This is a genomic window from Paenibacillus sp. sgz302148 (genome assembly GCF_056120465.1).
In genome coordinates this window covers 72612-95364 of sequence record NZ_JBVYOJ010000023.1, presented here as the reverse complement: position 1 = coordinate 95364, position 22753 = coordinate 72612, and the positions used below count along the sequence as shown (strand labels likewise).

Here is a 22753-nt window from a genome sequence, read left to right as displayed (position 1 = left end):
AGTACCGCAATGCACAAGGAAGAAGAACATCGGAAAGCCGGATGAGGGAAAACCTCACGTCCGGTTTGATGAGGAGGGGCTGAATTACTCAGCCCTTTACTCTACTAGGCCCAATTTCTTGAAAAATCTTAATAATTCTTAATGTTAAACTTGGTTATTCTTAACATTTATTTTACGGATCCATAAGGTGTACGGATTACCATGATAGTAGTTCATTACATACGTCATGGGGGTTCAATAAATGGATAAGAAAAATATAGCGGTCTTGTTCGGCGGTTGCTCCAGCGAATATGAGGTGTCGTTAAGCTCGGCGGCTTCGGTCCTTGATCATATGGATCGGAATCAATATCACATCGTGATGATTGGCATTACACGAGAGGGAAATTGGCTTCGTTACAATGGCAGCGTGGAATATATACGAGAAGATCGCTGGCATAACCATCCTAGCTGTACGCCTGCGTTTATTTCGCCAAGCCGAGAAATCGGAGGCCTCGTCGAACTTGTGAACACCGAATACCGAACGACGAGAATCGACGCAGCGTTTCCGATCTTGCACGGTAAAAACGGGGAAGACGGTACCGTGCAAGGGCTTCTGGAGCTGGCGGGCATCCCGTTCGTCGGCTGCGGCTCGCTTTCGTCCGCCATCGGTATGGACAAGGAGATTGCGCATACTTTAGTGCGCGCGGCCGGCATCGATACGCCGGAATCGGTCACGATCTACGACGGCGAATCGATCGATGAAGCATTGGCTGACGCTGCAACATTCGGATTTCCGCTCTACGTCAAACCGGCCAAGTCAGGCTCGTCGCTCGGAATCACGAAAGCATACGATATCGATGACCTGGTGGTAGGCGTGAGGAACGCTTTTTCACATGACAATAAGGTGCTGATCGAACAAAATATTGCCGGTTTCGAAGTGGGATGCGCCATTCTGGGTCATGCCGATCCGATCGTCGGCGAGGTGGACGAAATAGAAATTGCGGACGGATTTTTCAACTTTCAAGAGAAATACTCGCTTGAAACGTCGAAGATCCATCTGCCTGCGAGAATCGACGCGAGAACGGCGACGCAAGTCAAAGAAACCGCGTTGAAGATTTACCGAACGCTTGGTTGCAAAGGGTTCGCAAGAGTGGATCTGTTTCTCTCCGAGGATGGAAAGCTCCTATTTAATGAGGTGAACACGATTCCCGGCTTTACGTCCATGAGCAGATATCCGAATATGCTGCAGGCGATCGGCATTTCTTACCCCGAAATCGTGGACCGGTTGATTCAACTGGCGTTATCCGAGGAGAAGAACGTATGAATCCACTCCGTTTAAGCTTATCAAGCCGTTTGCCTCAACCAACAATGAACGAGGAAGTCATGGCGAATGAGGGACAAGTCCATCTCGGTCTTTTAAAACAACATAGAGCTTGGGTGGAAATTCGATTGGATCATCTTTCACACAACGTTAAGGAACTAAGCGATGTATTGCCGCCGAATTGCGAAATCATGGCTGTCGTCAAAGCCAATGCATACGGACACGGCGGCATTCCGATCGCGAAGCACCTGAACCGGATCGGCGTAAGGCATTTTGCGGTAGCGGATGTAGAGGAAGGGATTGCGCTTAGGAGAAAAGGACTGCAAGGTGAAATTTTGGTGCTCGGATACACTTCTCCGGACCGTTTCGGGGATTTGTCACGCTACCGGCTTTCGCAGACGGTTCTTAGCGCCGATTACGGGAAAGCGTTGAACGACTATGGCAATCTAATCAACGTTCATGTCAAGATCGACACGGGGATGAGCAGATTGGGCGAACGCTACAGCAATGTGGACCAAATTGTTTCGATCTACCGGCTTCGCAATTTGCGTATTTCCGGAACGTTTACCCACCTATCCGTATCCGACAGCTTGGAAGATGAGGATATCGCTTTTACAAAAACCCAACTCAGCCGATTTGTCGGAATCGTCGATGAGCTTAAGGCTACTGGAATCCATCCCGGCGCGCTGCATGTCCAGAGCAGCTACGGAATTCTCAATTATCCGGATCTGAACTTCGAATTGGCCAGACCCGGTATCGCGCTTTACGGTCTATTATCGAGTGAAACCGATCGCGTGCATGCACAAGTCGACTTGCGGCCCGTTCTATCGCTCAAAGCAAGAGTGACGCACGTTAAGGAGATAAACGAGGATGAGTCTGTCGGATACGGGCGTAATTACCGGACAGCTTCCAACAGCAGAATTGCAACGGTTTCCATCGGTTACGCCGATGGGGTGCCGAGGGATCTGTCGGAGAAGGGCGGATTCGTTCTTATTCGGGGCCAAAGAGCGCGAATCGCGGGCAATATATGCATGGATCAACTCATGGTCGATGTGAGTCATATCTTCGGGGTGCAAGCGGGAGATGTTGTCACGCTGATCGGACAAGACGGGGAGGAAACGATTACGGCAGGCGAGGTGGCCCGCCGCTGCGGTACGATTGCGAACGAAATCGTAAGCCGTCTCGGAAATCGAGTGGAGCGAATGTATTTGAATGACGGGAACACCCGGACAACCTAGTCTGGGTGTTTTTGTGCTTGAGCCAACCGGCAGCCGATCGGAAAATTTTTATGGCCCGCAAATCTCTTGACATCGGATAGTCGTTATATCAATAAGAAGCTGGTTCCGGTAAATTTCATTCAAGGCCGCTAGGGGCTAGTTCGATATTTGATATTTAAGAGAAGGAAGTGTAATGGTATGGATATGAACATTCTGATCGTCGAGGACGATTTCGCCATATACGACTCTTTGAGGGAAAGGCTTGAGCAATGGTCCTTCCGCGTCGCGGGGATCGATCAATTTCATGATGTGATGGGCACTTTCTTGAAGGTGCAGCCGCATCTCGTCATCCTGGATATCCAGCTTCCGATGTATGACGGATTTCATTGGTGCCGGGAGATTCGTGCGGTATCGAAAGTACCGATCTTTTTTTTATCCTCGCGCGATCATCCGATGGACATGGTTATGGCGATGAATATGGGGGCAGACGATTACATTCAGAAGCCGTTCCACACGGACGTGCTGCTTGCCAAAATTCAGGCGATTTTGCGGCGTACATACTCTTATGGAGAAGAAACCGCAGATATCATCGAATGGAACGGTGCGATTATCGATATGAAACGATGTGTGATCCGGATGGAAGGAAAAGAAGTCGAGCTGACCAAAAACGAGTTCTTCATTCTTGCCATCCTTGCCAAGACGAAAGACGAGGTCATTTCGCGCGAGGATCTGATCCGCAAGCTTTGGGACGACCAACGCTTCGTCAACGATAATACGCTGACGGTGAATGTCACGAGACTGCGCCAGAAGCTTGCCGTTCTTCAACTGGAAGATGCGATCGTGACCAAAAAAGGGCTTGGCTACATGGCCGTCACAATATAGGGAGGGGCAAGCATGTTCTTCCGTTATGTATGCGACGCAAAAAGCTGGATCATCTTCTATTTCATATCGCTAGGTTTCATCGACTTGCTCATTTGGCTTGACAAAGGAATAGCGGTCAAGGCAAGTTCCATGCTTTATTTAAATTTTATCTTGCTTTTCTTATTTATTGCATTCCTCGTGTGGCGTTTCAAGAAAGAAATGAAATTCACGGCAGCTCTAGCCGAGCAAATCGATTGCATGAATGAGGATTGGATCGTCACTTTGCCGGCATCGCCGTATTTGCGAGATGAAGTCATTCATGAAGTACTATGCACGGCAGACCGCAATTATAGACGAAAGCTGTCTGAGTGCAACGAAGTCCACTTCATCGAGCGTGATTACATGACATCCTGGGTACATGAAGTGAAAGCCCCGCTTACAGCAATGAAGCTGACGATCGATGCCAACCGCAATGATCCGATCATGCGAAGAATCGAAGCGGAATGGTTGCGTGTCCATTTGCTGATCGACCGGCAGCTTTACATCGCCCGTTTGCCTTCTCTTGAATCGGACTATGTTCTGGCGAGAACGAATATCCAGCGGCTCGCGGCTGAAGAAGTCCATGAAATGGCTTCATGGTGCATGGAAAAGAATATTGCGGTCGATTTTGAGGGGGATGACGCCGAAGTGATGACGGATAGCAAGTGGTGCCGCTTCATCATCCGGCAACTATTGACGAACGCCGTGAAATACAGTCCGGATGGCGGGACAATCCTCATTTCGAGTGAAGTTACGCCGACGGGTCATGTTAGCTTGATCTTGGAGGACCAAGGATCGGGCATTCCGCCGCACGAGCTGCCGCGTATATTCGATAAAGGCTTCACGGGAGGAACCGGAAGAATCCAAAATGCGGCGACCGGACTTGGACTGTATCTTGCTCAAACCGTAGCCGGCAAAATCGGAATCACGCTCACCGCGCATTCGGAAAGGATGCGAGGGACCGAGATGCGCATGACTTTTACAACCAATAATAAGTTTCAGTCCGTCCGAATGTGACAAAATTGTCATGCTGCTCCTTCCGTTTGTCATCTGAATCGAACGACAATACCTCCGCCGAACAATACAATAAGGCTATAGCAAACAAGGAGGAGAAATATATCGTGATAAATCCAACATATACGCAAAAAACCGTGCTTCACGCTCAGAACGTCCGAAAATCATTCGGTACTCGGGGCAATGTCCAGCAAGTATTGAAGAGCATCAGTCTCCGCGTCGTGGAGGGTGAATTCGTCGGCATCATGGGACCATCCGGGGCAGGGAAAACGACCTTGCTCAATGTTCTTGCTACAATCGACCGTACGACGGAGGGATCGATCCTTATCGGAGACGCCGACATTTCCAGGATGAAGGACGCCGAGTTATCCGCTTTCCGGCGCAATAAACTCGGATTTATATTTCAGGATTACAACCTGCTCGACACGTTGACGGTGAAGGAAAATATATTGCTTCCTATATCGCTAGGCAAGGTAAAAAAGAACGTTGCGGAAGACGAGTTCCTTGCGATCGCCGATATTCTCGGCATCACCGAGCTTGCGAACAAATATCCGCACGAAATTTCGGGCGGACAGAAGCAGCGGACGTCTGCCGCGCGTGCGCTTATCAATCAGCCGTCGATTGTATTCGCGGACGAACCGACAGGAGCGCTTGATTCGAAATCGGCGTCTTCCCTGCTTGGCACGATGGAGGAAATTAATAAAAAGCGCGGCGTGACCATCATGATGGTCACACATGATCCTGTCGCTTCCAGCTACTGCAGCCGCGTCGTATTTCTCAAAGACGGCGCCGTTTATTCGGAGCTTTACCGCGGCGACAAAACAAGGCAGGCCTTCTTCAAAGACATCATGAATGTGCAGGTCGTTCTCGGAGGTGACGACGTTGACGCTATTTGACCTCGTTCTCCGAAGCATGCGGAAAAATATTAAACATTATTACCTTTATTTTTTCGCGCTTATATTCAGCACCAGCCTTTTTTTCGTTTTCTCGACATTGCAGCATGACTCATCCATCGTCCGAAGGGCGGACTCGGACCTTCACTTCGATAGTGCTTTTAAAGTCGCGGGGATACTGCTGATCAGCATCGTCGTTGTGTTTACGCTCTATGCCAACAGTATTTTCCTGAAACGCCGAAGCAGGGAAATCGGGCTTTATCAGCTAGTCGGCCTGACGAGAAAGGGGGTCGCGAGACTTCTTGTTATCGAAAACGTGCTTCTAGGGGCGGGTGCTCTCGTCATCGGGATATGCGGCGGGGCCCTCGTATCGCGTCTTTTCCTGCTTATCCTGCTCAAGCTTCTAGACTTTGATGGGTTTATCACGGTCGCGTTCTCGGCTGCGGCCGCGATGCAAACGGTCATTGTGTTCGCTTCGCTTATTGTGCTTACTTCGGCACAGATGGCGTTTACCGTGTATCGCAATACGCTGCTTGGGCTTTTTAACGCGGATAAACAAGGGGAACATCCGAAAAAACCAAAAACGTTCGTTTCCGCCATGCTTGCCGTATTCGGCATTGCACTCATCGCGTTCGGCTATTTCCTGTCGGGCTATATGGTCAACGGATTGTTATTTTTTAATATGCTTGCGGTGCTTGGGTCGACGATTCTGGGTACGTATTTATTATTCCGCGTCACGATCGGCTGGCTATTCTATCGGTTCCGGAAGAGCAGAGACGGACATCTCGGTCTGAAGAACAGCCTGTCGCTTGCACCAATTATGCATCGCATGAAAGCGAATGCCAATTCGCTTACACTCATCGCGGTTCTGTCGGCAATGACGCTGACCATGATCGCGGTCTCCTATTCGTTCTATTATTCCGCGGAGAGCGATACGAGGCTAAGGATTCGGTACGATTTCGTCTTCGAAAACAAAGAAAAAGACGCGAAGTCGTTTCAAGCGGAGCTGGAGAAGGAAGGTATTTCTTTCGCCCATGAGCCGATCGATGCCGTCCGAATTAGAGGGACGATCAGTGATACGAACCATGCATCGAAAAGGGATTCCCGCACTTTGCTGTTCCTTCCGGCCGAACAGCTTCAAAAGACAGGAGCCGATATCGGCACGATGCCCGGTAAAGGGGAAGCTATTCAGTACGAAGCGCGAACCAACTTCATCGGGGAATTTAATGGAGACACATCGAACTACCCGAAGGTGATCGGATTGGATAACGGTGAGGGTCGCGGAACAATCAAGATGACCCGTCTTGTCGAAGAGTATGTCATGAATGCAAGCGTATACGGTATGCAGCTTGTCGCAACGGAAGCGACCGTGAAGGAGCTCAAAGAGAAGATGCCGGCCCAACGGGACAATGAAGCCGTTCGCATCGATACGTTCCAAGTTCCCGACAAAGTCGAGCGGGCCAAAGCTTCCGGCTTATATGCCAAATACGTGCCGAAGGGCGCATATATGCCTGATTTCCATAAGGAGTACAAGGCTGCGCTCCAATTTTTCGGAATGTTCATTTTTATCGCGGGCTTCCTGGGTCTCGCCTTTCTCATTTCGACCGGCAGCATACTCTACTTCAAGCAGATGACGGAAGCGGAGCAAGAGAAGATGAGCTATACGACATTGCGGCAGCTCGGCTTTGACGTGAAAGACATCATGCGCGGAATCGTTCGCAAGCAGCTGTTCGTTTACGGGATCCCGCTAGCGATCGGGCTTCTGCATTCCGTATTCGCGGTGAAATCGGCGTCGATACTCGTGTTTTCCGACATCACCGTTCCATCCGCGACCGCGATGAGCGTGTATGTCTTGATTTATGTCGTCTTCGCTTTCTTAACGGTCGGGTATTATCGGAGAATCGTTAAAGCCGCGTTATGAGGCGAGACTTGGCAGGGAGTAGATTCCGCATATACATGAATGTTTCGTTTATTGCATTGCTTCGAATTGAAACTTTTCATATAATGGTCATTAAGAGGGAGGTCGGTACGTATGGCAAAATACTTTGCCGGAGCTAGCAACGACTCATGCAAAGCCTAGCAATTAGGGCGATACTTTGCGTGGGGCCGGACAAATAATCGATCATATTGTCGCCCAATAGAGCTGATATCGTTTCTAATAATAGGCTTTGCACCTTATTTGCAACACATTATGAATAAGGGGCTGAAAAGCATGGTCAAACCATTTATTAGAAACCATCAATATAATGTAGTGAAGAAGCAGGCCGGTATTCTGCAGCATGCCTGCAATACCGTTTCCGACCCGAAAGTAGTGGAATCGGTAAGATACAGCGCGCATTCCAAAGTTATCGAAACGTTCCCGGATGCAACGGAGCTTCAAATCCAAACGTTGGAGCAAATCGCGATGTTGCGAACGGCGGGCGATTTCCAGCAGTATTTGCATTCGCTCGAACCTCATATGGCGGAATTCGGCCAAGTGACGGAGAAGCAGCTGAAGAAGCTGTTTCCGAAGAACAAAAAGCTGAAGGTTCCCGATCTAACCGCGATCGATTACCGTTACGTCACTTATCTTGGTTGGACCGATATCGGAACGAATAAATTGTTCATCGTTTATCATCTAAACGGACAGCTTGTCGGCGTCGAAGGCAGGTATACCCCGGCCAACAAGAAGAGCGTTTGCTTCTTGTGCAAAAAGCATGAAGAGGTGGCGTTATTCACGGCGATCACGAAGTCGAGACCGGCTAACGCCTCGCCGGAATACTACAAGGCGATCGGCAACTATATGTGCGTTGACAGCATCGCTTGCAACAAGAATATAACGGATGTCGCGGCATTGGAACAATATATCCAAGAAGTCGTGGGATAATCAAATGTAGTAGATTTTTCAATAGGCTGCCGAAGCAATTCGGCGGCTTTTTTCATGCGCCGTTAACTACGTCACGATAATTGGTTTTAATCATAGCCCTCTCCATATCGGATGGCTCGTCATAGGATAGGTAATAAGGGACGAGAGCGAGGAGAGGAAGTGCTTGCAGACTTATGAAAACAAACGGCAAGATTGCGAACAAACAAACGACAAACAAGGATAACGCGCAATTGGCAATCCGCTATATGAATAAGGTACCCGTTCTTATCGTATTAAGGGATGGGAGCTGCTACTGCGGGATCGTACGTGACATGCGCGGCGATGAGCTGCTTTTTGAAGGAGTAAAAGGGAAGAAAATGGTTTCCGATTATAGGGATAGCTCAAAGGCAAGCATTTCCGGATTGGGCGGTTTGGGCAGCTTGATTTCGGGCGGATTGGGCGGAATGCTGGGCGGACTAGGTGGATTAGGCAGTTTTGGCGGGATAGGAGGAGCTGGAGGATTCGGCGGACTTGGAGGGCTAGGCGGATTGGGCGGATTAGGCAGTTTGGGCCAAACCGGAACATTTATGAGCTCATTGGGCGGTATCATGAGCATTGGCATGGGGATGCTTAAATTCATAGTGCCATTAATGAATAAATTCGGCTTATAATGCCCATCGATGAAATCATCGAGTGGAGAAGGCATCGCCCCCGCCTGAGGACGATGCCTTCTTTGTATTTCATACGATAATGAAGTTCGACAGATTATTTCACTTCTTGGACGGTATAAGTACCTTGAATGAACTGGTACAGCCAATCATACATTTTCCGGTTAATCGGATCTCGGCTTGTCGCAAGAGCGTATACCGCATCACAGCCCTGATAATATCCTTTAAACGCTTCCTTCATATAACCGTGCGTAACACCGCCGTTTAAATATTCAATATACCGTTTGCGGAAGGAATCGTCCGTCAGCATATGCTCGTCGAATTCGAGTTCGACGCCCATACCGTATTGCTTGGCAAGGCCGGAGGCATCCTCGATTCGCGCAGGATCCATTTCCTCGAAGTAATAATTCGGCTGCAGCGTAACGGCATCTATGCCGACTTCTTTCCAATCGAACATTTTATAAGCGAGAAAATGCGGAATCCAGAACAGCTTCAAGCCTTTCGAGTGAACCAGATCGCTTGTAAAACGAAGGAATGCCGGCCCGGATTCGCTCGTGCTGACTTGCTCGCTTAGCCAATATAATCCTGCAAGCTCAAGATTGGAATAGTTTTTTGATTGCCATCTTGCAAGGAGTTCTTCGATGTACCAGCGAATCACTTTTTGCATGTTGGCAACTGCCTGCTGTTCGCCAACCTCCGAAGCGTTAAAGTTTTCGGATATTCCATCGCCGTCGACATCGCCGAAGTCGGTCAAATATTCGCCGGTATCCGGAATCATCAGAACAACTTTCGTTTTACGCTCAGGTTGATTCAGTTTCTGACCCACTTCCTTGGTTGCTTCGTTCAACTGCTGCAGGTCGGCATGTTCGGCGAACGTCTTATCGAGATACCATGTCCAATCGTTCATATTGGCCGGGCCGTCCATGCCTTTTCCGTCCGGTGTCGATATGCCGAGATAAAGGACGCCGTCGAACAACCAGTCGACCGGATTCCCCTGCTCATCCACATAGCTGATGTTCGGAATGATCCGTTCCTTGGACCAGTCGCCTTTCCCATGGCTGTAATGACCGTTATAGAGCAGGATCAGGTTGCTGATTCCGCCGGTTGCTTCGCCGGATTTCTGAAATGCGGGTGTCTGGGGTTTGATTTTGACAGCGCCTTCAGCCTTGCCGTCAACGCCCCAGATTTCGATTTCATCCAGCAATTGAAACGCTCTTGTATGTACGGTGAACGTCGCTTTAACGTAGCGGGCATAGGCCATAGTACTTCCGCCGTCCCATGCAAAGATTTCTTCGCGCGTCGGCCCGTCGCCCCACAAAAGCTTCGTCGGATTGTGGGATAGCAAACCCCAATGTTCCTTATCGTCGGATACATACATCGATACGGCCAGAGGGACTAGAGTATTGTTCTTGGGCCAATCTTGCATGAAGCGTGCTTTCACTGCGGATATGGATTTTTCCGAACCTAGATCAAACACGACTTCGCGTGTTTTGCCTCGATGATGGCCGACCCACGCCGGGTCGGAAATGTGTAATGCTCCGTGTTTCCCGTCGGTCAATTTAAAGGTTGAATCCATATAGTTGGAATTGGGTTGTTCCGACCATTCATATTGAAGGCCTCGGGCGAGATTGCGCATTGCAGTTTGTCCTCCTTATTAGTGATACAAATGTAATGTAAAAAGATAGTCCCATTATAGATGAATCGGAAAGGTAATAATACCCTTATATGGTTTTATAGCAAGTATGGAACAGCCGCACCTTAATTCAGGACAACATAAAAAACCGAGCTCATTGAACTCGGTTTTTCGTGGAAAGTTTCCGATTTGGGTCGGCTTATTCGTGATGGACGTAACGTCCGTATTCGGGTACGGCATTCCGTTCAAAATTCGCAGCGAGTGAAGAGAGGCCATGGGTGAACGGTTCGCCGCTCATCGGGGATCCGTGGCCCGGAACAACGTATGCCGGGTTTAACGACTCGAGCTTCTTCACGGATTGTTCGGCAGCCGGCCAGTCCGTCGTATAATATACAGGAGGTCCCGAAACTTGCTTCCTCTGAATCAGTACGTCGTATAAAGCATCCTGTTCAACGGTTACCAAAGCATCTCCAGAGATGAGTCCCCGATCTTTCTCGCGAAATAAGGAAATATGGCCTGGCGTATGTCCCGGCGTATGAATCCACCGCCATCCCGGCATGCCGGGTATGCTTCCGTCGGAAGGGAGGGAATCGATATGTCCTCCCAGATCGATTGCTTCGTTCGGGAACCATCGCGACAGCTTTGCGACGATCCCGCCCTCGACCGTCCAATCCGGTTCGTTATAATTCGATTTTCCGGTTAAATAGGGTAATTCCAGCTCATGCGCATAAACTTTAACCTTCCAATGTTTGACTAGCTCGACGACGCCGCCGACATGATCAAAATGCCCATGGGTCAATATGATCGCTTGCGGCTTTGCATTTTTTCCGAAAAGCTCAGCCGCGCGATCCATAATACGTTCGGCGGACCGGGGCATCCCCGTATCGATCAACACCCATCCGTCCGGATCGCCGGCAAAGCATACGTTCACGATTTGCGTTGTATAGCAGTACACGTCAGATGCAACGGCTTCATTGTTGCCGTCATTAAGCGAAGTCATAGGAATAAATGTATGTTCTGCGGCATTTTCCATATCCGTAAAGTCATTCGCACCCAAAGAAATCCCTCCACAATCTCGCGTAATTCCAAGTATTATGGCGGAAATATAAACGATTTATACGAAACTTAGAAACGAATAAAGACGGACTCGAGAATCTTATAATAACGATATATTTCCAATACGCAGTAAAAGATGAGATGGAGGTACGTTCAAATACATGAAATCAAGTGCACATAAAGCGGATTCACCCAGCCGATCCCTTTGGTCAGGCATATTATTCGGACTGGGACTTATCGCTTTTATCGATGAAACGGTATTTCATCAGCTGTTGCATTGGCATCACTTCTATGACAAGTCTACAACCGATATCGGCCTCGTATCCGATGGTCTGTTCCATTCCTTCAGCTTTTTCGCAACGATCGTCTCGTCGTTTATGCTTGCTGAATTGAAAAGAACGAGAACTTGGATGGTCGGACTGTGGTGGGGAGGCTTGTTGCTTGGTGCGGGTGTATTCCAGCTTTACGACGGAATTGTTCAGCATAAACTGATGAGCTTGCATCAAATTCGGTACAATGTAAACATACTGCCTTATGACATCGTATGGAACGTTAGCGCTGCCGCAATGATCATTATCGGCGCTTACATCGTTGACCGTACGAACAAAGCGAAAGGACGCTCGCATGCATAACCATGCTCTTCAGCACGGCGGCAGTTTTCTGGGCGGCATTGTAATGCTGCTTGGTCTACTGTCGATTACGGTTTATTGTATGGTTGCCGCCACAATTCGTCGTCGCGGCAGAGCATGGCCCGTATACCGCACCGTCCTATGGACGATGGGGATTTTGCTCGCAGTTGCAGGGGTGGTTGGACCTTTAGCGGAGCTTGGGCATACCCATTTTACTGCACATATGGTTTGTCATCTTCTGCTCGGCATGCTTGCCCCATATCTAATCGTTCTTGCCGCTCCGATCACTCTTGTACTGCGAGCGGCTCCTGTTCATTCGGCACGCCGCATTGTCAAATTGACAAGTTGGTTGCCCTTCCGTATGCTTCACGATCCTATCGTCGCGGCATTGTTCAATATTGGAGGAATGTGGGTCATCTATACGACCGGATTATTTTCGATCATGCAGCACAACTTCGTAGTTCAACTAGGGGTCCACGTTCATTTTTTTGTTGCGGGATATTTGTACGCGCAATCCCTCGTCGGTACCCATCCGGCGTCTCAACGTCCAGGGTTCATGTTTCGCGGGATCGTATGGATTATTGCTTCGGCCTGCCACGGGATATTGTCGAAATATTTGTATGCGCATCCTCCGGCTGGAGTAGATGCCGCGCAAGCTGAGGAGGGGGCAATGCTGATGTATTATGGGGGAGATCTCGTTGAAATTATGATCGTCGCCACTTTATGCTTTCAGTGGTTTCGTACAAATAAAACTCAAAACGCTCGCCTAATAAAAGCTTGAAGTAAATAAGACGAGCAGTACAACAGAAAGGCCATCCGGCATAAAGCCTGAGGTCTTTTTTTTGATTTGCAAAATATTAACTTCTTTACATAAGCGAATAATTATATAATAATAAAGTGATGAAGATACATGGAAAATGACTTGAGGGAGAGAAACATGATTCAAATTGGAGAATTAGCCGATTTATTCAAACTGCTAGGGGACAAAAACAGGCTGACGATTGTTGCATTACTCAGCGAAAAGGAATTATGTGTATGTGAAATTGTCGATATCTTGCAGACTAGCCAACCGAACATTAGCCAACACATGCGTAAACTAAAGGACGCGGGCATGGTGAAAGAAAGCAAAAGAGGTCAGTGGGTGTATTATTCCTTAAATATTCAAGAGAAGCCCTTTCTCGCCGAAATCCTTAAACAGGTTCCTTCGCCAAAAGAGAGGATCCGTTCTGTTGTTTGTGAAGAAAATGACTGCTGCAAGTAATACAGGAGGGCTTTTTTCATGATTTACATTGCGTTTCTCATTTTTGTTGTCACGTTGGTTTTTGTCATCTGGCAGCCCAAGGGATTGAGTATCGGTTGGTCAGCCTTGGGAGGAGCAATCCTTGCCCTTGGATGCGGCGTAGTAAACTTCGGCGACGTAAGCGACGTAACGCGGATCGTATGGAATGCGACATTGACCTTTGTGGCAATAATTCTCATCTCGCTTATTTTGGATGAAATCGGATTCTTCGAATGGGCCGCACTCCATATGGCAAGGATGGCCAGGGGCAATGGCAATCTGATGTTCGTTTACGTCATCCTTCTTGGTGCAATCGTAGCTGCATTTTTCGCAAATGATGGGGCGGCGCTCATTTTAACCCCGATCGTTCTGGCCATGGTCCGTGCTTTGAAATTCGATGAGCGAATGATACTGCCGTTTATTATGGCCAGCGGATTTATAGCGGACACTACGTCGCTGCCGCTAGTCGTTAGCAATTTGGTCAACATCGTTTCCGCCGACTACTTCGACATCGGGTTTGCCCTGTATGCGAGTCGGATGATCGTCCCGAATTTGTTTGCATTGGGAGCCAGCATCCTTGTCCTTTATTTGTTTTTTCGCAAAAGCATTCCGAAGCGCTATGACGTTATACAATTAAAGCAACCTCGTCAAGCGATCAAGGATATCAAGCTATTCCGATTATCCTGGGTAGTCTTGACAGTTCTATTCATCGCATATTTGCTTAGCGAATTCATTCATGTACCGGTTTCTCTCGTCGCTGGAGTTGTCGCGATCGTATTTATATTCGCCGCGAGACGCAGTCCTATGATTCAAACAAAACGAATCATCAAGGAAGCCCCCTGGACAATCGTTGTGTTTTCCATCGGCATGTACGTCGTCGTTTACGGCCTAAGAAATGTCGGGCTAACGGATGCGTTAGGAAGCGTTATACAAGCTTTTGCCGATAAAGGCCTATTCGCTGCGACTCTCGGTACCGGTTTTATTGCCGCCATCCTATCGTCGATTATGAATAACCTGCCGACCGTCATGATTGATGCGCTAGCCATAAAAGGCACCCAAACCGGGGGGATCATTCGTGAAGCGCTGATCTATGCCAATGTGATCGGTTCGGATTTGGGCCCGAAAATTACTCCAATCGGTTCCTTGGCAACGCTGCTATGGCTTCATGTATTGTCAACGAAAAACGTGAAGATCGGATGGGGCTATTATTTTAAAATCGGCATCCTGCTGACCGTTCCAACGCTGCTCATAACCCTAACAGGTCTCGTTGTTTGGCTGTATACGATTCAAACTTTAGACGTGAACGTCTGGTTATGTATCGCGGCTATTGTCATTGGACTTGCGGCGGTTGGGATCATTTTAAAGATCGTTCTGGGCAACAAACCGGCTCCAAAAGGACATCAAGGCGCTTAAGTTAATTTGAGAGGAAGGTTTTTTATGAACATGGAGAGAAAGCCACTGGTTTACTTTTTGTGCACCGGTAATTCTTGCAGAAGCCAAATCGCGGATGGATTCCTAAAAGCATTGGGCAGCGATAAATATGAGGTAAAAAGCGCCGGACTTGAGGCCCACGGTCTAAACCCTCGCGCGGTGCAGGTTATGCATGAAGCCGGCGTGGATATTAGCGGCAATACTTCGGACGTCATTGATCCGGATATTTTGAATCGCGTAGATTATGTTATTACGCTATGTGGACATGCTGACGAGCATTGTCCTGCGATCTTGGGGAAGAACGTAACCAAATGGCACTGGGGGTTCGACGATCCGGCTAAGGCCACCGGTACCGAAGAAGAAATCATGAAGCAGTTCCGATCCGTTCGTGATTCCATCAGAACCCGGATCGAACAGTTCGTACAAGAAGGGAAATGATTTATTGTAAAGCACAGGCAGATGGCCTGTGCTTTTTTTGATCAAGTCCGGGACACTCATTTTATTTTCAGAATCGGGGTGTATACTTCGACTTATGAAATCAATATTGAAGCCTGGATGAAAGGAATGGTTGAAGATGGGACGTCAATCGACAAAGTGGATCATTGGATTAACGAGTGTTGCTTTATATACGGGGTTGTTATACACGGAAGGCGCCATGGAAAAAGGTCGGCAAGCAAATGCGACGACGCAATTGTCTGGGGCAAGCGTCGGGCAGCAGGATCAGTCAACAGATTCTTCGAACGACGGGGGGCAGGATGATTCCTTAAGGTCACAATTTGACTGGAATCAGCAGGAATTAACAATCCCCCAAAGGGACGACTCGGATATGAATCGTCGCAGCGGTTTGCGAACTCGGAGATCGTAAATTATGGAAACTCGATTTCGTGCGATGAATACGGATATTTTCGTCAAGGTGAACGATGATCTCGCCGATTCGAACTGGAGCGAGACGGTCTTCGAACAATTTCGATTTACTGAAATAGCCGCTTCCCGCTTCCTTGCCGACAGCGAGTTATCTCGTTGGAACGCCGCTCCGGTCGGCGTGCCATTCGCCGTTTCGGACCGCCTGTATAATCTGCTGTCGGATGCATGGCGGCTCGCCGCACATACCGATTTCAAATTTAACCCATTCGTCGGTTCTTTGCTAAAGCATATCGGGTATGACCGCTCATTTGAATGGATCGAGAGAACGGAAGGAACGATGCAGCAGTTTTCGCTAACAGAGGACAAGGAGGAGGAAGTGGAAGAGGAAGAGGACAATCCGAAGACGATCAACCGAACGAGTGCGCATGACTTGGAGCTATCGGCTCAAGACAGAACGGTCACCAAGCATCGGAACGTTGAAGTGGACCTTGGAGGAATCGGCAAAGGATGGACCGTCGATCGGGTTTATGAAGAGTTGAACACTCGGTTTCAAGCCGTATCCGGAGTAATCGATGCCGGAGGCGATATGAGAATTTGGAGCGAAGAAGAACCATGGCAAGTCGGTATCCAGCATCCTTCCGAGGAAGAAAAGGAACTGGTTCAGCTTTGGGTAAAGCATGCTGCGATTGCAACTTCCAACGTTCTTCATCGCAGATGGAAGCATCGAGGCAAGGTTCAACATCATATTATCGACGGGCAAACGATGCGGCCGGCTTCTTCGGATATCGTCCAAGCGACCGTATTGGGACCTTCGGCAGCCGAGGCGGAGGTAGCCGCCAAAATCATTTGCATGCTTTCGGCCGGAGACGTAAACGGGTGGATGTCGACATATTTTGCGGGATTCGGTTATATCTTTGCAACACAATATGGTGATATCAAGCTAAACCGTGAAATACGAAATTATGTAGAGGAGTTGCGTTAGCATGGATGCTTTTTTCTCGACATGGGGGGCTACCAAAGCCGCAGGATTGACTTCATATCTTCTGCTATTTCTATCGGTCGTCTCAGGAATCTTCTCGCATAGCAAGCTGATCGGCGCGAAACCGCGGGCGCTGTTGCAGAACATTCATCAGTGGACCGGATGGTTCGGATTTTTGTTCGGAATTTTGCACGGCATCGTACTTACGATCGATTCCTATGAGCCGTTCCGGATCAAGGAGCTGCTTATACCTTTCCTGTCCGATTACAAACCGCTCGCAACAGGGATGGGAATCTTAGCAATTTATATGTATATCGCTGTTCTAATCACTTCGGATTGGATGAAAAAATTCGGCAAAAGAATGTGGCGCACCGTTCATTTTCTGGCGTTCCCCGCATTTGTGCTGTCCTTTCTCCACGGGCTGCTGGCGGGTTCGGATTCCTCACTGACTCCAGCAAGATGGATGTATGCCTTGACGGGGCTCATCTTCCTAGTGGCTGTGGTTATCCGCATGAAAACAAGCGCAAACAAACCGACCGATGGTAACTCGTTACTCGCCATCGCTGCGAAGAAGGTTTGAATGAAATGAAATGTCCAGGGAGCTCCAAGCTTATGCTGAAACATAGAAGCAAAAACAGCCGGCTAAGGTTTTCGTCGTTACCGGCTGATCTTGTTTCATACAGCGTGATGCTCAACATGACAAGGGTATTGACAGAAGTCCATGAAAGAGATATATTTTTCGTAGTTATTCGTAATGATTACGAATTAATAACGAGAGGATTCTGTATGAAACAGCCAATACCGATTTACTTGTTATCAGGCTTTCTCGGAAGCGGGAAGACGACATTGCTGAGCGAACTGCTGGATTACTTCCTTGAGCATCATTTAAAGCCTGCCGTAATTATGAATGAAATCGGCGAGATCAACATCGACGGGCAACTGATTAGCTCTGAAATTCCAATGACCGCAATGCTTAGCGGTTGTATTTGCTGTACCATCAGAGGCGATCTAGGCATGAACATTCTTGCTCTTTGCAAAGAGTACCACCCCGATGCCATCATCATTGAGTCAACGGGGGTGGCGAATCCGATGGAGGTCATCGACAGTATTACGGAAGGATCGCTTCTTACGGAAGTCCAACTGTCCCGAATCATTACCGTTGTCGATGTGTTTCAGCTGCTGGAGCTGAGCGCCAGAGGGAAGAGCAGGTCTTTGCGATTGATGGAAGACCAGATTCGTTGTGCGGGATGGCTGATGCTAAATAAAGCCGATCAAGTTTCCGCCGAGCAACTGCTGGCGGCAGAACGGATCATTCGACAATTGAACCCTCATGTCCCGATCCGGGCGACGGTACGATGCAAAGACGGATTGGACTTCTTGTATGCTTCGGTGGAAACAGCCCTATCCGTACATGACGGAACGCAAATTCGATCAACCCAACAAGGGAAATGCGGACATCGTCATCATGAGCACTGCGATCGGCACGAGCACCATAATGAACATCCCGATCACCGGGATAACCATAATTACTATGATGAACTTCACGATCACCGCGATCACCACGACGCTCATCACAGACATTCATTCGATCATGTGATGGTCTATACGCATTATTTCCACGAGGCGATCGACCGGGAACGGTTTGAGCAGCTAATCCGGATGCTTCCGGATGAAGTATACAGGGCGAAGGGGATATTGCGGTTTATTGAGGAGGACCAACCGTATATATTCCAGTATGCTTATCGTGAACTGGATTTATTAAAAGTGACGCCGAGGGAACCGTTACCGAGTGTCGCCGTGTTTATCGGAGAAAATTTCTCCAAAGACAATATGATCCTATCCATTAATCGTTTGCTACTTCACGGCATAAAATCGTAATAATTACGTATAAAGAAAGGCCGGAATAAACTTTCATGGAACGTACAGAAGAGTGGATCGTTCAAGCAATGTTAGCCAAAGGTTTGCGAATTACCGGGCAAAGACGAACGCTGGCCAATATTTTCGCGAGAAGCGAGGACTTCTTAAGTTCCAAAGAAGTATATCGAAGCATGTCCCGGGAACATTGGGGGCTGAGTCACGATACTGTCTATCGCAATTTAAGAATGCTTCATGACATCGGCGTATTGGAACAGTTCCATTTCGAAAACGGGATTAAGTTCAGGTTCGGTTTTTCCGATCAACACGAGCATCGTTTGATTTGTTTGAAATGCAGCCGAGTGATCCTTTTGGCGTATTGCCCGCTGCGGGAGATGGAACTGCCGCAGTCTTTCCAAATCGTAAGACACCGGTTCGATACATACGGTTATTGCGTCAACTGCCAGGACAAAAATGCTTGATACCATGAGCTCGACCTAGATTATCCAACCATCAAGAAAGAAGGGAAGGATCGAATTGCTGCTGGCTTCTCTGCAACAAGTTGTCTACGGATACAGCGATACACCGTGTCTGGAGGATGCGAACATCGAGATCCGTTCCGGTGAATTCGTGGCGGTTACAGGATCGAACGGAGCATCCAAGACGACGCTGCTGAAACTCATGCTCGGACTGCTGCGCCCCTGGAAAGGTACGGCTCATTTGGCCACCCGCATGCCCGATGGCAGCAATCTTGTCGTCGGATACGTCCCGCAGCAGGTCGCATCGTTCAATAGCGGATTCCCAAGCACGGTACTCGAATTTGTCACGTCCGGACGTTATGTGCGCGGTTCTTGGCTACGGAGGCTGAAGGCGATCGATCACGAGCTGACCGAAAGGTCTCTTCGCGAAATCGGCATGTGGCCGCTGCGTCACCGCAAAATCGGCGAGCTGTCCGGCGGGCAAAAACAACGGATCTGCATCGCGAGGGCACTCGCCCAAGAGCCGGATTTGCTCATACTGGATGAGCCTGCAACCGGAATGGATCAGGAGAGCCGATTCGGATTGTATGAGCTGCTGCATCATCAGGTGCGGTCGCACGGGAGAACCGTCGTTATGGTCACGCATGGACTATCCGAAGTCAAACGGTATGTGGACCGGATCATCGAGCTGGAGAAAAAGGAGGACGGAGGATGGAGATGCTGCACTACGACTTCATGCAACGGGCATTTTGTGCCGGTGGGATCATCGCGTTGATCGCTTCGGTTCTTGGCGTTTACTTGATGCTGCGCCGACAGGCATTAATGGCCGATATGCTGTCGCATGTCTCGCTAGCCGGCGTGGCAGGCGGCGCTTGCGTTCACCTGAATCCTACCCTTACAGGGTTTGTTGTCGCCGTGATAGGCGCCATTGCGGTTGAATATGTCAGACGCTCGTACAAAACGTACAGTGAAATATCCGTCGCCATTATTATGATCGGCGGCTTATCGTCGGCGGTCATTTTGATGAGCCTGAACCAGAGTATCAACAAAAGCTTCTCATCCTACCTGTTCGGGTCCGTCGTCGCCGTCAATCAAACGGAAATGGTCTTGATGCTGTTTGTCGCTCTTGTCGGCGGAACGTTTTTCTTTCTTTTCCGCAGGCCGCTCTACCAAATGACGTTCGACGAAGAAACGGCGAAAACGAACGGATTTCCGGTAAATTGGATTTCTCTCGGATTCAGCGTGCTTACGGGAATGATCGTTGCAGCCGCGATGCCGATCGTCGGAGTATTGCTCGTATCGTCCTTGATCGTATTGCCTGCCGCGCTGGCAATACGAATAGCGCCGAGCTTTCGAGCTGCATTGTTTCTTGCGATGGCTATCGGATTAATCGGCGTATTCAGCGGGTTGACAGCTTCTTATGAGCTGAGCACGCCGCCTGGTGGAACGATTGCGCTCTTACTTCTTATCTTTTTAGTATCAGGTATCGGGATCCGCAAGATGATGCTCAAGTGGGCCGCGAGGAATCCCAAGCGAAGCATGGAATCCGAATCGGCGGTCCAGCAGCAAATTCAAAACCAAGGAGGAACGAAACATGAAAGTATCGTATAAAAAGGCGGTTATGGCAGCAGCGTTCGCTGCACTTCTGCTCGCAGGGTGCGGCGCAAAAACGGCAACCACGAATGTCTCGAACGAAGCGGCCGGTGCCGAAAACGGCAAAAAACTGAAAGTTGTCGCCAGCTTTTACCCGATGTATGAATTCAGCAGGCAAGTCGGCGGCGAGCACGCCGATGTAGTAGCGCTTATTCCGGCCGGAGCGGAGCCCCATGATTGGGAGCCAAGCGCCAAAGACATGGCCCAAATCAAGGAAGCCGACATATTCGTGTATAACGGCATCGTCGAAGGTTGGGCGGAGAGTGCATTGGAAAGCGCGGCGAATGACAAACGCGTCGTCGTTGAAGCAAGCAAAGGCATTGATCTGATGGAGGGATTGCCCGAAGAAGAGGGAGAAGGGCATAGTCATGACAATGGAGACGGTCATCAACTCGACCCGCACATTTGGCTAGATCCTGTGTTGGCCGGGCAAGCGGTAATGTCCATTGCAGCGGCTTTCGAGAAAGCGGACCCGGCCAACAAAGCGGATTACCAAAAAAATGCCGAAGCCTATGTCGCCAAATTGAAGGAGCTGGATGCAGCTTTCACATCCGGGTTGAAGGATATCAAGCATAAAGAATTCGTGACCCAGCATGCGGCGTTCGGATATTTGGCCAAACGATACGGTCTGACACAAATTCCGATTGCGGGTTTATCTCCGGAACAAGAGCCGTCTCCCGATAAAATGGCCGATATCGTGAAATTCGCCAAGGAGCATCAGGTCAAAACGATATTTTTCGAAACTTTGGTCGATCCGAAAGTCGCGGATACCGTTGCCAAGGAAATCGGCGCGAAAACCGACGTATTAAATCCGATCGAGGGACTGACGGAGGAAGACGAAAAGAACAATTTGGACTATATCGGCCTGATGAAAAATAACTTGGAAGCTTTGAAAAAAGCATTAAACGAATAAGGGAGAAAACGATGGCGACCTGGAATCTGGAAGGAACAAAACATCATCTGTTTATTTGCAATGGCGGCTGCTGCATGTTGAAGTACGGCGAGGAGGTCACGATGGCCATTCGTGATGAAATTGCCATCCACGGTGCAGATTCCTTGATTCATACGACGCGTACCCGCTGCAACGGCCGATGCGACGACGCCTGCGTCGTGATCCACTATCCGGAAGGGATTTGGTACCGGGATGTTACTCCGGAGATCGGCAGAACTATCGTAAAAGAACTGATCCGTTCCGGACGTCCGCTGCAAGATCAACTCACCTATGTGTACCAAAGCGGCTTCCAAGCTGCTGGCGGTTCGGCAAAAGGAAAGGCGAAACCTTCATGACGAGGAGATGAAGCCGTTGTTACATCGATGGTACGAAGAAAGCTTTGGCGAAGATTATTTGCTTGTTTATAAACATCGGGATATGCAGGGTGCCGCGAGCGAAGTACGTCAAATGATCGGATGGCTGAATCTGCCTTCCGGAAGCGAGGTGCTTGATCTCTGCTGCGGCACCGGAAGGCATGCCTTGGCGCTCGCGGATGCGGGCTATTCCGTGACAGGCGTAGATTTGTCCGCGGTTCTGCTGAGGGAAGCCCATGCGGCTGATTTCGACAACCGAATCCGCTGGATTCAAAGCGATATGCGTTCCTTGCCCGAAGACGGGACGTTTGCGGAAAGGTTCGACGCTGTTGTCAACCTGTTTACGTCATTCGGATATTTCGAGACGGACAGCGAACAAATGAAAGTTTTGCATCAAATTCGCAAGGCATTAATGCCGGAAGGCCGATTCATCGTCGATTTGTTAAACGCGCAATATACGGCCGATCATCTTGTTCCCCAGTCGAAACGGATTCATGATGGAACGATTATACTGGAATCCCGCTCGATCCGACACGGTTTTGTCGTCAAGGAAATTATCGTTCGAGAAGCGAGCGGACCGCCGCGTCGATACTTGGAGCGGGTCAAGCTTTATACCTTGAACACCTTGAAAACGATGCTGGCAAATGCAGATCTCGCTGTGGACGAAGTATACGGAAGCTACAATGAGGAGCCTTATGACGCCACGAGGTCTCCGCGAATGATCATCGTAGGGCATCGTTTCGATGAATGAGCG

General features: G+C 49.1%; 24 protein-coding genes. 22 read left to right on the top strand and 2 right to left on the bottom strand.

Going from position 1 to position 22753, the window contains the following annotated elements; genetic code table 11:
• Positions 1–241 precede the first annotated feature (241 nt).
• From vanG to AC0LWM_RS27410, 8 genes are all read left to right on the top strand, one after another.
• Entirely contained in the window at positions 242–1303 is a 1062-nt protein-coding gene (vanG, locus tag AC0LWM_RS27445; protein ID WP_474678218.1) for a D-alanine--D-serine ligase VanG, read from the top strand.
• The gene (gene vanT / locus AC0LWM_RS27440; RefSeq protein WP_474678217.1) at positions 1300–2538 is read left to right on the top strand and encodes a serine racemase VanT catalytic subunit; all 1239 of its coding nucleotides are present in this window, start codon (positions 1300–1302) and stop codon (positions 2536–2538) included. The genes vanG and vanT overlap by 4 nt, the downstream gene beginning before the upstream one ends.
• 183 nt (positions 2539–2721) lie before the next feature.
• Positions 2722–3399 (top strand): response regulator transcription factor, encoded by a 678-nt coding sequence (locus tag AC0LWM_RS27435; protein ID WP_474678223.1) that lies wholly within the window; start codon positions 2722–2724, stop codon positions 3397–3399.
• Between the two features lie 12 nt (positions 3400–3411).
• The gene (locus tag AC0LWM_RS27430; RefSeq protein WP_474678216.1) at positions 3412–4434 is read left to right on the top strand and encodes a sensor histidine kinase; all 1023 of its coding nucleotides are present in this window, start codon (positions 3412–3414) and stop codon (positions 4432–4434) included.
• Positions 4435–4541: 107 nt separating this feature from the next.
• Positions 4542–5327 (top strand): ABC transporter ATP-binding protein, encoded by a 786-nt coding sequence (locus AC0LWM_RS27425; protein WP_474678222.1) that lies wholly within the window; start codon positions 4542–4544, stop codon positions 5325–5327.
• Positions 5305–7245, top strand: a complete 1941-nt coding sequence (locus AC0LWM_RS27420) for an FtsX-like permease family protein (RefSeq protein ID WP_474678215.1) — start codon at positions 5305–5307, stop codon at positions 7243–7245. Before AC0LWM_RS27425 ends, AC0LWM_RS27420 begins: the two co-directional genes overlap by 23 nt.
• Positions 7246–7536: 291 nt before the next feature.
• Positions 7537–8190: a FusB/FusC family EF-G-binding protein gene (locus AC0LWM_RS27415; protein ID WP_474678214.1), complete on the top strand. Its 654-nt coding sequence runs from the start codon at positions 7537–7539 to the stop codon at positions 8188–8190.
• A 173-nt stretch (positions 8191–8363) separates the two neighbouring features.
• Positions 8364–8840 carry a hypothetical protein gene (locus tag AC0LWM_RS27410; RefSeq protein WP_474678213.1) on the top strand — a complete coding sequence of 159 codons (477 nt, stop codon included), beginning with the start codon at positions 8364–8366 and terminating at the stop codon, positions 8838–8840.
• A gap of 94 nt (positions 8841–8934) precedes the next feature.
• Here the strand turns inward: AC0LWM_RS27410 and AC0LWM_RS27405 are convergent, their stop codons facing one another.
• Both AC0LWM_RS27405 and AC0LWM_RS27400 read right to left on the bottom strand, forming a co-directional pair.
• Positions 8935–10473, bottom strand: a complete 1539-nt coding sequence (locus AC0LWM_RS27405; RefSeq protein ID WP_474678212.1) for a DUF4855 domain-containing protein — start codon at positions 10471–10473, stop codon at positions 8935–8937.
• Between the two features lie 196 nt (positions 10474–10669).
• Entirely contained in the window at positions 10670–11503 is an 834-nt protein-coding gene (locus AC0LWM_RS27400; RefSeq protein WP_474678221.1) for an MBL fold metallo-hydrolase, read from the bottom strand.
• A 184-nt stretch (positions 11504–11687) separates the two neighbouring features.
• On the opposite strand from AC0LWM_RS27400, the gene AC0LWM_RS27395 reads away from it, so the two are divergent.
• The 14 genes from AC0LWM_RS27395 to AC0LWM_RS27330 all read left to right on the top strand — a co-directional run bounded on the left by AC0LWM_RS27395 (position 11688) and on the right by AC0LWM_RS27330 (position 22750).
• Positions 11688–12158, top strand: coding sequence for a DUF2243 domain-containing protein (locus AC0LWM_RS27395; RefSeq protein WP_474678211.1), 471 nt, complete (start codon positions 11688–11690; stop codon positions 12156–12158).
• Positions 12151–12936: a cytochrome c oxidase assembly protein gene (locus AC0LWM_RS27390; RefSeq protein WP_474678210.1), complete on the top strand. Its 786-nt coding sequence runs from the start codon at positions 12151–12153 to the stop codon at positions 12934–12936. Before AC0LWM_RS27395 ends, AC0LWM_RS27390 begins: the two co-directional genes overlap by 8 nt.
• Before the next feature lie 156 nt (positions 12937–13092).
• Positions 13093–13416, top strand: a complete 324-nt coding sequence (locus AC0LWM_RS27385) for an ArsR/SmtB family transcription factor (protein ID WP_474678209.1) — start codon at positions 13093–13095, stop codon at positions 13414–13416.
• Positions 13417–13434: 18 nt separating this feature from the next.
• Entirely contained in the window at positions 13435–14847 is a 1413-nt protein-coding gene (locus AC0LWM_RS27380) for an arsenic transporter (protein ID WP_474678208.1), read from the top strand.
• Positions 14848–14877: 30 nt separating this feature from the next.
• Positions 14878–15303, top strand: coding sequence for an arsenate reductase (thioredoxin) (arsC, locus tag AC0LWM_RS27375; protein ID WP_474678220.1), 426 nt, complete (start codon positions 14878–14880; stop codon positions 15301–15303).
• A 430-nt stretch (positions 15304–15733) separates the two neighbouring features.
• On the top strand, positions 15734–16711 hold the full coding sequence (locus AC0LWM_RS27370; RefSeq protein ID WP_474678207.1) for an FAD:protein FMN transferase: 978 nt from the start codon (positions 15734–15736) through the stop codon (positions 16709–16711).
• 1 nt (position 16712) lies between these two features.
• The gene (locus AC0LWM_RS27365) at positions 16713–17288 is read left to right on the top strand and encodes a ferric reductase-like transmembrane domain-containing protein (protein ID WP_474678206.1); all 576 of its coding nucleotides are present in this window, start codon (positions 16713–16715) and stop codon (positions 17286–17288) included.
• 206 nt (positions 17289–17494) lie between these two features.
• Positions 17495–18586 carry a CobW family GTP-binding protein gene (locus AC0LWM_RS27360; protein WP_474678205.1) on the top strand — a complete coding sequence of 364 codons (1092 nt, stop codon included), beginning with the start codon at positions 17495–17497 and terminating at the stop codon, positions 18584–18586.
• A 35-nt stretch (positions 18587–18621) separates the two neighbouring features.
• A complete protein-coding gene (locus AC0LWM_RS27355; RefSeq protein WP_474678204.1) occupies positions 18622–19044 on the top strand; it encodes a Fur family transcriptional regulator in 423 nt (140 codons plus the stop codon).
• Between the two features lie 55 nt (positions 19045–19099).
• The gene (locus AC0LWM_RS27350; protein ID WP_474678203.1) at positions 19100–19816 is read left to right on the top strand and encodes a metal ABC transporter ATP-binding protein; all 717 of its coding nucleotides are present in this window, start codon (positions 19100–19102) and stop codon (positions 19814–19816) included.
• Positions 19753–20652, top strand: coding sequence for a metal ABC transporter permease (locus AC0LWM_RS27345; RefSeq protein WP_474678202.1), 900 nt, complete (start codon positions 19753–19755; stop codon positions 20650–20652). Before AC0LWM_RS27350 ends, AC0LWM_RS27345 begins: the two co-directional genes overlap by 64 nt.
• A complete protein-coding gene (locus tag AC0LWM_RS27340; protein ID WP_474678201.1) occupies positions 20636–21607 on the top strand; it encodes a metal ABC transporter substrate-binding protein in 972 nt (323 codons plus the stop codon). Before AC0LWM_RS27345 ends, AC0LWM_RS27340 begins: the two co-directional genes overlap by 17 nt.
• 11 nt (positions 21608–21618) lie before the next feature.
• A complete protein-coding gene (locus AC0LWM_RS27335) occupies positions 21619–21981 on the top strand; it encodes a (2Fe-2S) ferredoxin domain-containing protein (protein WP_474678200.1) in 363 nt (120 codons plus the stop codon).
• 16 nt (positions 21982–21997) lie between these two features.
• A complete protein-coding gene (locus tag AC0LWM_RS27330; RefSeq protein WP_474678199.1) occupies positions 21998–22750 on the top strand; it encodes a class I SAM-dependent methyltransferase in 753 nt (250 codons plus the stop codon).
• The last annotated feature ends 3 nt before the right edge of the window (positions 22751–22753 follow it).

Bases quoted from the DNA above. Each gene is read 5' to 3' on its own strand.
- vanT (WP_474678217.1), top strand. From the start codon at position 1,300: ATGAATCCACTCCGTTTAAGCTTATCAAGCCGTTTGCCTCAACCAACA.
- AC0LWM_RS27370 (WP_474678207.1), top strand. From the start codon at position 15,734: ATGGAAACTCGATTTCGTGCGATGAATACGGATATTTTCGTCAAGGTG.
- AC0LWM_RS27400 (WP_474678221.1), bottom strand. From the start codon at position 11,503: ATGGAAAATGCCGCAGAACATACATTTATTCCTATGACTTCGCTTAAT.
- AC0LWM_RS27435 (WP_474678223.1), top strand. From the start codon at position 2,722: ATGAACATTCTGATCGTCGAGGACGATTTCGCCATATACGACTCTTTG.
- AC0LWM_RS27335 (WP_474678200.1), top strand. From the start codon at position 21,619: ATGGCGACCTGGAATCTGGAAGGAACAAAACATCATCTGTTTATTTGC.
- AC0LWM_RS27345 (WP_474678202.1), top strand. From the start codon at position 19,753: ATGGAGATGCTGCACTACGACTTCATGCAACGGGCATTTTGTGCCGGT.
- AC0LWM_RS27395 (WP_474678211.1), top strand. From the start codon at position 11,688: ATGAAATCAAGTGCACATAAAGCGGATTCACCCAGCCGATCCCTTTGG.
- AC0LWM_RS27385 (WP_474678209.1), top strand. From the start codon at position 13,093: ATGATTCAAATTGGAGAATTAGCCGATTTATTCAAACTGCTAGGGGAC.
- AC0LWM_RS27340 (WP_474678201.1), top strand. From the start codon at position 20,636: ATGAAAGTATCGTATAAAAAGGCGGTTATGGCAGCAGCGTTCGCTGCA.
- AC0LWM_RS27365 (WP_474678206.1), top strand. From the start codon at position 16,713: ATGGATGCTTTTTTCTCGACATGGGGGGCTACCAAAGCCGCAGGATTG.
- AC0LWM_RS27380 (WP_474678208.1), top strand. From the start codon at position 13,435: ATGATTTACATTGCGTTTCTCATTTTTGTTGTCACGTTGGTTTTTGTC.
- AC0LWM_RS27410 (WP_474678213.1), top strand. From the start codon at position 8,364: ATGAAAACAAACGGCAAGATTGCGAACAAACAAACGACAAACAAGGAT.
- AC0LWM_RS27390 (WP_474678210.1), top strand. From the start codon at position 12,151: ATGCATAACCATGCTCTTCAGCACGGCGGCAGTTTTCTGGGCGGCATT.
- AC0LWM_RS27415 (WP_474678214.1), top strand. From the start codon at position 7,537: ATGGTCAAACCATTTATTAGAAACCATCAATATAATGTAGTGAAGAAG.
- AC0LWM_RS27430 (WP_474678216.1), top strand. From the start codon at position 3,412: ATGTTCTTCCGTTATGTATGCGACGCAAAAAGCTGGATCATCTTCTAT.
- arsC (WP_474678220.1), top strand. From the start codon at position 14,878: ATGGAGAGAAAGCCACTGGTTTACTTTTTGTGCACCGGTAATTCTTGC.
- AC0LWM_RS27355 (WP_474678204.1), top strand. From the start codon at position 18,622: ATGGAACGTACAGAAGAGTGGATCGTTCAAGCAATGTTAGCCAAAGGT.
- vanG (WP_474678218.1), top strand. From the start codon at position 242: ATGGATAAGAAAAATATAGCGGTCTTGTTCGGCGGTTGCTCCAGCGAA.
- AC0LWM_RS27360 (WP_474678205.1), top strand. From the start codon at position 17,495: ATGAAACAGCCAATACCGATTTACTTGTTATCAGGCTTTCTCGGAAGC.
- AC0LWM_RS27405 (WP_474678212.1), bottom strand. From the start codon at position 10,473: ATGCGCAATCTCGCCCGAGGCCTTCAATATGAATGGTCGGAACAACCC.